The organism is Acinetobacter sp. UBA6526 (assembly GCF_002434875.1).
Taxonomy (GTDB): domain Bacteria; phylum Pseudomonadota; class Gammaproteobacteria; order Pseudomonadales; family Moraxellaceae; genus Acinetobacter; species Acinetobacter venetianus.
This window is the reverse complement of sequence record NZ_DJLC01000173.1, coordinates 1-8,516: the sequence shown is the minus strand read 5'-3', so window position 1 is coordinate 8,516 and position 8,516 is coordinate 1. Positions and strand designations below refer to the sequence as shown.

Genomic DNA, 8,516 nt, shown 5'->3' with positions numbered 1-8,516 from the left:
TAATTCCAAGATAAGAACTATTACTATTTACCTTCCAAACATCATGATTGGCTGAATTTGCATTTATTTCAGGTAAATAATCCAAGCTTGCATCAATTTCTCCATAAAACTTTGGTACCGCAAAGGTAGAAGCTGTCGCAATACTTAACATAGTTGCCAATGCAATTTTCATCTTCATTTTAGTCATCCTAACCATCTAAAAATTAAAAAAAGAAACTCCCTGCTGGTTAAAGCAGAAATTAAATATGTGTATTAAATTGAACAAAGATACGGGTACTTTTACATTCTTAAATTATGCAAAAGCACCGTAATAATTTGATTTACATGCTATAAAATGGAAAAACACCGAACACTAATGCACTACCCATGAGTACACAGCATGTGATAAATGCCCACTTCAATGTAAATTTCTGATGATCGCCCATATCTACTGCAGCAAGACCGCAGAGCAAATAGGTTGAAGGTACTAAAGGAGATAGCAAATGAACTGGTTGTCCAATAATTGACGCTCGTGCAATCTCAACCGCAGGAATACCATAATGAGAAGCGGCTTCTGCTAAAATTGGCAACACACCAAAATAGAATGCATCATTAGACATAAAGAACGTCAAAGGCATACTCAATAGACCAGTGATGGGTGCTAAATAAGGTCCCATACTTGGTGGGATCACAGCAACGAAGCCTTTAGACATGGCTTCAACCATACCTGTGCCAGACAAGATACCAGTGAATACACCTGCCGCGAAAATTACACCAACAACAGCTAATACGCTATCTGCATGCATTGCGATACGCTTCTTCTGCATATTCACACATGGATAGTTCACCACTAGAGCAATACAGAAACCCAGCATGAATAAGATCGACATCGGTAAAATCCCTTTTACCAAAGATGCCATCAACACGACAGTTAAAATACCGTTAAACCAACGCAGATGTGGACGCTGCGCCTCTGGATCTTTAGAAATCGAAATATCATCCGCATGACTAATATCAATAAGCTCAATTACACCTAAACGTTTACGCTCATACATGCCATATAAATATGCCAAGAAAAATAACCAAGCAGCTGCCATCATCATAGAGGGAATCATCGGGATAAAAACTTCACTTGCATCAACTTGCAATGCACTGGCAGCGCGGGCTGTTGGACCTCCCCAAGGGGTTAAATTCATCACGCCACTACATAGCAACATCAAACAAGTCATGATCAATGGATTCATCCCGACTCGTTTGTATAAAGGCATCATCGCCGCTACACAAATCATGTAGGTTGTAGAACCATCACCATCCAAAGAGACCAGTAAAGTAAGGAAGACTGTTCCTAGAGTAATTTTAAGTGGATCACCTTTTACTTTCTTTAAGATCCATCTTACAGACGGGTCAAACAACCCTGTATCAATCATTAATGCAAAATATAAAATTGCAAACAGCAGCATGACGCCAGTCGGAGCAAGTTTTTTAATACCATCAAGCATGGTATTTCCGAGTTCAGCTAATTGAATATGGCTCAAACTATCGAAATAAAAACCTAATCCCCAAGCGATGATTGCAAATAAAAATGGGATTAAAATTAATGCAACTAATGCACTAAGACGTTTCGACATAATCAAGTACATAAAGCACATGATCATGCTAATACCTAAAAAAGTAAGCATTTTAAGCAATCCTTAGCATAATATTTTGAGACTGGTTAATTCCTAACCCAGCCGAGATTCTATGCGATTTAAAATTAATTAATTCATTTAATTTAATTATAATAATCACAAAAACCATTCACATGAAAAATGAAACAACTTTAAGAAATCACAACAACACTGACAACCAAATGATTTATATGTATATAGTACAAATTCACTTATACCAAAAGATAAAATACACTCTAAAATCACATAAAAAAATGCTATATATTTATCAAAATAATGCAATATCATGGTGCAAAAAGTGCTTATTTTTATAGCAAAACTTAAAATTAAATAGTTAAACCAATATATATAATTAGCAAAACAAATATAAAAATATAATGATTATTATTTATTACACGTTTAAATCTCTTTAAAATTTTAAAAAAATATAATTAATTAGAAAATAGCTAAAAAGATAATGAAAAATAAATCATTTTAATTATTATGCCTAAAAAACAAACATAATGTGAATTCATATATTTTTATAATTCAAGAATCTCTCATTTAAATCAACAATCAAAAACATCTGAATTATTTACATTTTTTTAATATGATTAAGAAAATTTTTCGACATACTCTGCTTAGACTAGACCTTATGTCATAATTGAGCATGACCTCATCCTTAACTCAAGAAAAATCAAGTTATAGAAAGCATGGAAGGAATGAAAAATGAATTATCCACACTCCTCTGAATTTGAAAAAATAGAAAGTAAATCTTTACAGACAATCTTCAATCAGCAGCGTGCCGCATTCAATGCACAGCCCTACCCTGATTTGGATTCAAGGAGAAGCAAACTTTTTAATCTAAAAAAACAAATTATTCGCTACCAAGATGTCATTGCCAAAGCGATCAATACCGACTTTAGCTCACGGTCAATTGATGAATCAAAACTTCTTGATTTACTTGGTTCTGTTTTAGAAGCTGAACATGCAATTCGCCATTTACGCAAATGGATGCGTCCAAGCAAACGCAGCACTGAATTATTATTTTTATCTAACCGCCTTCGCGTTCAATATCAACCGAAAGGTGTAGTAGGCGTTGTCGTGCCTTGGAATTTTCCTGTTTATCTCGCTTTAGGGCCATTGGTAGCTGCACTCGCGGCAGGCAATAGAGTGATGATTAAACTTCCAGAAATCACACCTGCAACCAATGCCGTGATCAAAAGAATGCTTGCTGAAGTCTTTAAAGAAGATGAAGTTGCCGTCTTTGGAGAAGAAATTACTGATCCATCATTGTTTACCACTTTACCCTTTAACCATATTGTATTTACAGGATCACCCGCAGTCGGTCGCGTGGTAATGCGTGCTGCCGCTGAAAATCTTACACCTGTTACACTAGAACTAGGCGGCAAATCGCCTGCTCTTGTAAGTCGAAACTACCCACTTGCAGATGCGGCTAAGCGAATCTTACATGGCAAAGCGACCAACTGTGGTCAAATCTGCGTAGCACCTGATTATGCACTTGTTCCAAAAGAAAAAGTGAGCGAATTTGCAGAGGCCTGTAAAACCAATTTCACCGCGATGTATGGTCAAAATATCCATTCAAATAGCAACTACACTTCAATTGTGAATGATCGACATTTTAAGCGTCTGCTTGAAATACTTGAGGATGCAGAACAAAAAGGTGCTGTAGTTATCCCTTGTGGCGAATACAATCCTGAACAAGATGCACGTCGCATGCCTGTGCATATCATTCTCAACTGCACCCCAGAAATGCGAATTTTAAAAGAAGAATTATTCGGTCCAGTACTTCCAGTGGTTGCATATGACAGCCTAGATGATGCAATTGCTTATATTCAGAATGGTGAACGACCATTGGCACTTTATTGCTTTACCCATGACAGCAGTGAACGTGATTACATCTTAAAACAAACACATTCAGGTGGCGTCACAATCAATGACTGGGGATGGCATGTCGTTAATCACGATGCACCATTTGGCGGAATTGGCAATTCAGGCATGGGCACCTACCACGGAGAAGAAGGCTTTAGAGAACTATCTCATGCAAAAACAATATTTATTCGTCATCGCTTTTTCCCAACACAATTATTTTACCCACCTTATGGCACTTGGGTACAAAAACTCGCATTGAGCTTCTTCTTGAAAAAAGGTGATCCAAATCTAAAATAAGATAGGTACATCAGGATAGAGACAAAAATTCTCTATCCTTCATTAAATCAACAATCTGTAAGAATAAAATTTAAAGCTGTTTAAATCCGTTGATATTTCTTCTAAAAATATGCATTAATAAAATATACTCAATAGAGTAAAAGATGGACGACATTAATGCCTATTTATTACTTTAGGCAAACAATTGAGAAAAAAATCTCATTTTTTACAAAAAATCTTTGACCCTAAAAAATTTATTTTCTACAAAAAAGCCAAAAAAATTGAATCATTTCTTAAATTAATATTTTATATTTTTCATCATTTTACCAATAAAAACACATATGTATATAAATATTTATAGCATTTTTTTTAATCATTTTCATGTAATCAATCGTACTGAATAGTTCATTTAGAACATTTACTCTTATTTTAATTATGGTATTTTTGTTACATGAAGTTATAGCCAAATACATTTAATAATTAGTTTGGCAAGCCAATCATAGCTTCTTCACTTAAAAAATCTTGAAGTTCAAGGAAAGATTTAAAATGAAATTAAAACATCTTAGCACTGCCATGATCTTAGCAACGCTACCTGCAACTGGAGTTTTTGCAGCAGCGCTAGACCGCTCAGGTCAATCTATGTCGGCTTTTTTTCAGCCAGGTAACTATTTTGAAGCTGGTCTTTCGGTTCTAGATCCTACAGTTGAAGGTCAAGAGGCTGGTGATACAGCGACTCAACGCAAAATCGGCGATATGGGCGATGACTATATGTTCCCAAGCGCCGCTTTAAAACTGCAACTTACTGATAAAATTTCTTTCGGTTTACTATACGATCAACCTTTTGGTGCTGATGCAAAATATTCAGGAGACAATGTTTTTGTTGCAAACTCAAATGATGGTGTTTTGTCAGCAAAATCTATTGATGGCATCGTAACACAACGCGCAATTCAAGCATTAGAAGCTAGTAATACTCCCGTAACCGAACAATCACTCGCTATAGCAAAAGCTCAAGTCCAAGGAAGTGCTCAATTCCAACAATTAGCTGGCGCTTTAAATGCAGCTAAGAGCTACTTAGGTTCAAGCACTGGTTCAAACAACACTCAAGTAGAAGTAGATACTCAAAACTTATCTTTTGTTTTTGGTTACCAACCGACTAAAAACTTTAACTTTTACGCCGGTCCAGCAATTCAGACCATTAAAGGTAATGTAAGTCTTCGCGGTGAGGCTTATAGCGTTTATAACGGTTATGATGCAAAAATCAAAGAAACGACTGGTGTAGGCTGGTTAGCAGGTGCTGCATATCAAATTCCAGAGATTGCACTGAAAGCATCGTTGACCTACCGTTCTGAAATTGATCACGACGTTAAAGCTCAAGAAGATCTTTCATTATTAGCATTCCCTGCACTACCAGCAGTACTAGCTGGTTTAGGTTTAGATCCAAATCAACTTGCAGCAGGTCTTGCACAAGACAAGAAAACAAAAATCACTACACCACAATCTGTAAACCTTGATTTCCAAACCGGGATCATGGCAAACACAGTTGCTTTCGCAAACGTACGTTGGGTAAATTGGAAAGATTTCTCAATTCAACCATACAAATTCGGTGTATTGTCAAAACAAGTTGGTGGTTTGATTGGTCGTCCTAATGGTTTCAACTTAGTTGAATATTCTGATGACCAATGGTCTGTAAATGCTGGTGTTGGTCGCAAGTTGAATGAGCAATGGGCTGGCAATGTGTCAGTCGGCTGGGACTCAGGCGCTGGTAACCCAGTGACAACACTCGGCCCTACAGAAGGTTATTGGAACGTTGGTGTAGGTGTTCAATACAGCCCAACTCCAGCAACATTCATCGCTGGTGGCGTGAAGTACTTTTGGTTAGGTGATGCCAAAGCTCAAACTGGTGCTCAAGCAGGCAGCAATCAATATGTAGCTAATTTTGAAGACAACAATGCAATCGCATACGGTCTGAAACTTGGTTATCGCTTCTAAGTAAAGCTTTCCAAAAAAGACCATCATTTGATGGTCTTTTTTTATGTTCAAAGTACCTAATTACCTTTAGGTTTTTTGAATAGCATTAGAATCTGAATATTTATATCCTTTCATCCTTAATTTCCCATACGTTCAATATAAACACCTATCACTCAAGCATTTTTCGTGACTTCATCAGTTCATTTATTGACATTTGTAAAATATTTAAGCGAATAAAAATTATGTTACTTTTCGCGCCATTCTTGTTACAAAGTGATTTGAGAGAACATATTAATGAAGCTGAATGCTATTCAAACGGCTCTTCTACTTAGCTTAGTTCCAACAACGACAACGTTTGCCGCAGCACTGGATCGCTCAGGCCAATCAATTGCAGCATTCTTGCAGCCAAACAACTATTTTGAAGCAGGTATTACCGTACTTGATCCAAATGTTTCTGGTAAAGACATCTCTCAAAACAACACAGGTGATATGGCAAATCACTACTATTCACCCAATGCAGCCTTAAAAATTCAAGCCACGGAACATTTTTCCATTGGCCTTATTTATGACCAACCATACGGAGCAGATGCTCAATATACTGGTCAAAGTAACTTTATCGAAAACAGGCCTCTGCCATTTCAAGGTGGAACGTCTGTAACAGTTGATACCGAAAATCTAAACTTACTGTTTGGTTATCAACCGAATCAAAACTGGAACGTTTATGCTGGTGCAGTTTATCAGACACTAGATGCAACAGTATTATTACGTGGTGCAAGCTATAGTGCTTATAGTGGTTACGATTTTAAAACAGGTCGCGATGAGGCTGTGGGTTGGTTAGCTGGCGTAGCTTATCAAATTCCTGAAATTGCACTTAAAACCTCTTTAACATATCGTGCCAAAATCAAGCATGAAATGAATGCGTATGAAAATCATGGAATTGCTGGTTTTACAGGTAGTCCAGTTTTTGATGCGTTATTAAATCAAATTAACAATGCTCAAGGTACGACTGAAATCACCACACCTCAATCCGTAAACCTCGATTTTCAAACGGGAATCATGGAGAATACTGTTGCGTTCGCAAATGTTCGGTGGGTGAATTGGAAAGACTTTGCAATTCGTCCTTATAAGTTTGGCGCCGCTTCTGTTCTACCTCCTATCGTTAATAAAACAGGGAAAAAAGATGGTTTTGACCTTGTAGCATATACTGATGATCAATATTCAGTCACTGCTGGTGTAGGTCGTAAGGTCAATGATCACTGGGCTGGTAATGTCTCTGTAGGTTGGGATTCTGGTGCTGGCAACCCTGTAACCACACTTGGTCCAACAGAAGGTTATTGGAATGTTGGTGTTGGCGTACAATACAGCCCTGCACCAAATTACTTTATTGCGGGTGGCGTAAAATACTTCTGGCTAGGAGATGCGAAAGCACAGTCTGGGTCTCAGTTTAATACACCAGAGCATGTTGCCGAATTCAAAAATAATGATGCGATCGCTTATGGTTTGAAAATTGGGTATAAATTCTAATTTTCATCTAAAAATAAAAGGCGCTTTACGCGCCTTTTATTTTTGATTTCCCATTCATGCTCTTACGAGAAAGCTAGGGAAAATTATTCTGGAATATTACGCTGAGAAACAGAGCGAATCGCTTGTTTTAATGCTTCATAGCCATGCAGTGCTGGAAACTGTGGGAATTCTGCAATCACATTATCTGGTGCATCAAACAGGAAACCATGATCCGCTTCGCCAAGCATCGTTGTATCATTATAAGAATCACCTGCTGCAATCACACGGAAATTTAAACCATGTAATGCTTTTACTGCCTGACGCTTTTGATCTGGTTGACGTAGTTTATAAGCCGTAATCATGCCATTTTCATCTGTCTCAAGCTTATGACAGAAAATCGTTGGCTGACCTAATTGCTGCATCAATGGGTGAGCAAACTCATAAAACGTATCAGAAAGAATAATCAATTGAAAGTGAGTGCGAACCCAGCTCACAAACTCTTTAGCACCTTCAAATGGTCCCATATCAGCGATCACCGCTTGAATATCGTTTAACCCTAAACCATGCTCTTTCAAAATATTTAAGCGCTGTGTCATTAGCACATCGTAATCAGGAATATCACGTGTTGTCGCTTCAAGTTCTTTAATCCCTGTTTTTTTAGCAAAATTAATCCAGATTTCTGGAACTAACACCCCTTCAAGATCTAGGCATACGATTTCCATGAATGCTTCCAATGTTGGTTAAAAATTGCTGTATCATAGCACTAAGATTATTCAATTTTTGCGCTATTGTTGAATAAAATCATTTTATTCTGCAAGATTAAAATCAAGGACAAGCAAACTGATTTGCTTAGAATGATTTACAATTGTGCCCAAGCCTATCGCCAGGAACATCCATGACTGTTATTCCGACTATTGACCATGTAGATGCACTCGCTGCTGAATATGCAGACAAATCACCACGAGAAATTTTAGAACTCGCACTCAATCAAGAAGGTGAAATTGCAATTTCATTTTCTGGTGCAGAAGATGTCGTGTTGATTGATATTGCATCACGTATCGGTAAACCTTTTCGTGTATTTAGTTTAGATACGGGTCGATTACATGCTGAAACTTATCAATTTATCGAGACAGTCCGTAAGCACTACAACATTACTATCGAAATTTGCTTCCCTGAGTCTGCCGCTGTTCAGCAATTTGTAAATGAAAAAGGTTTGTTTAGTTTCTTTGAAGATGGTCATCAAGAGTGTTG

Annotated in this window: 6 protein-coding genes and 1 pseudogene; 4 read left to right on the top strand and 3 right to left on the bottom strand. The window is 37.3% G+C overall.

Annotation, left to right across the window (positions count from 1 at the left end):
* Nucleotides 1–178 (bottom strand): annotated as a pseudogene (locus B4237_RS12020) (porin); the annotation flags it as partial.
* 142 nt (nt 179–320) lie between these two features.
* Nucleotides 321–1,658, bottom strand: a complete 1,338-nt coding sequence (locus B4237_RS12015; RefSeq protein ID WP_278595390.1) for a CitMHS family transporter — start codon at nt 1,656–1,658, stop codon at nt 321–323.
* A gap of 696 nt (nt 1,659–2,354) precedes the next feature.
* Between B4237_RS12015 and B4237_RS12010 the strand changes: the two genes are divergently transcribed.
* From B4237_RS12010 to B4237_RS12000, 3 genes are all read left to right on the top strand, one after another.
* The gene (locus B4237_RS12010; RefSeq protein ID WP_286943294.1) at nt 2,355–3,815 is read left to right on the top strand and encodes a coniferyl aldehyde dehydrogenase; all 1,461 of its coding nucleotides are present in this window, start codon (nt 2,355–2,357) and stop codon (nt 3,813–3,815) included.
* A 525-nt stretch (nt 3,816–4,340) separates the two neighbouring features.
* Nucleotides 4,341–5,783 (top strand): OmpP1/FadL family transporter, encoded by a 1,443-nt coding sequence (locus B4237_RS12005; protein ID WP_278595392.1) that lies wholly within the window; start codon nt 4,341–4,343, stop codon nt 5,781–5,783.
* 273 nt (nt 5,784–6,056) lie between these two features.
* Nucleotides 6,057–7,286: an OmpP1/FadL family transporter gene (locus B4237_RS12000; protein WP_278595393.1), complete on the top strand. Its 1,230-nt coding sequence runs from the start codon at nt 6,057–6,059 to the stop codon at nt 7,284–7,286.
* 83 nt (nt 7,287–7,369) lie between these two features.
* On the opposite strand, the gene thrH is transcribed toward B4237_RS12000, so the two are convergent.
* Complete coding sequence (gene thrH / locus B4237_RS11995) at nt 7,370–7,987, bottom strand: bifunctional phosphoserine phosphatase/homoserine phosphotransferase ThrH (protein WP_061525725.1); 618 nt, start codon at nt 7,985–7,987, stop codon at nt 7,370–7,372.
* A gap of 173 nt (nt 7,988–8,160) precedes the next feature.
* Here thrH and B4237_RS11990 point away from each other — a divergent pair.
* Nucleotides 8,161–8,516, top strand: a 356-nt coding sequence (locus B4237_RS11990) for a phosphoadenosine phosphosulfate reductase family protein (RefSeq protein ID WP_286943289.1), incomplete at its 3' end; no start/stop codon positions are given.

What these genes read in the sequence shown, in the direction of transcription:
- B4237_RS12015 (WP_278595390.1), bottom strand. Translation starts at nt 1,658, where the DNA reads ATGCTTACTTTTTTAGGTATTAGCATGATCATGTGCTTTATGTACTTG.
- B4237_RS12010 (WP_286943294.1), top strand. Translation starts at nt 2,355, where the DNA reads ATGAATTATCCACACTCCTCTGAATTTGAAAAAATAGAAAGTAAATCT.
- B4237_RS12005 (WP_278595392.1), top strand. Translation starts at nt 4,341, where the DNA reads ATGAAATTAAAACATCTTAGCACTGCCATGATCTTAGCAACGCTACCT.
- B4237_RS12000 (WP_278595393.1), top strand. Translation starts at nt 6,057, where the DNA reads ATGAAGCTGAATGCTATTCAAACGGCTCTTCTACTTAGCTTAGTTCCA.
- thrH (WP_061525725.1), bottom strand. Translation starts at nt 7,987, where the DNA reads ATGGAAATCGTATGCCTAGATCTTGAAGGGGTGTTAGTTCCAGAAATC.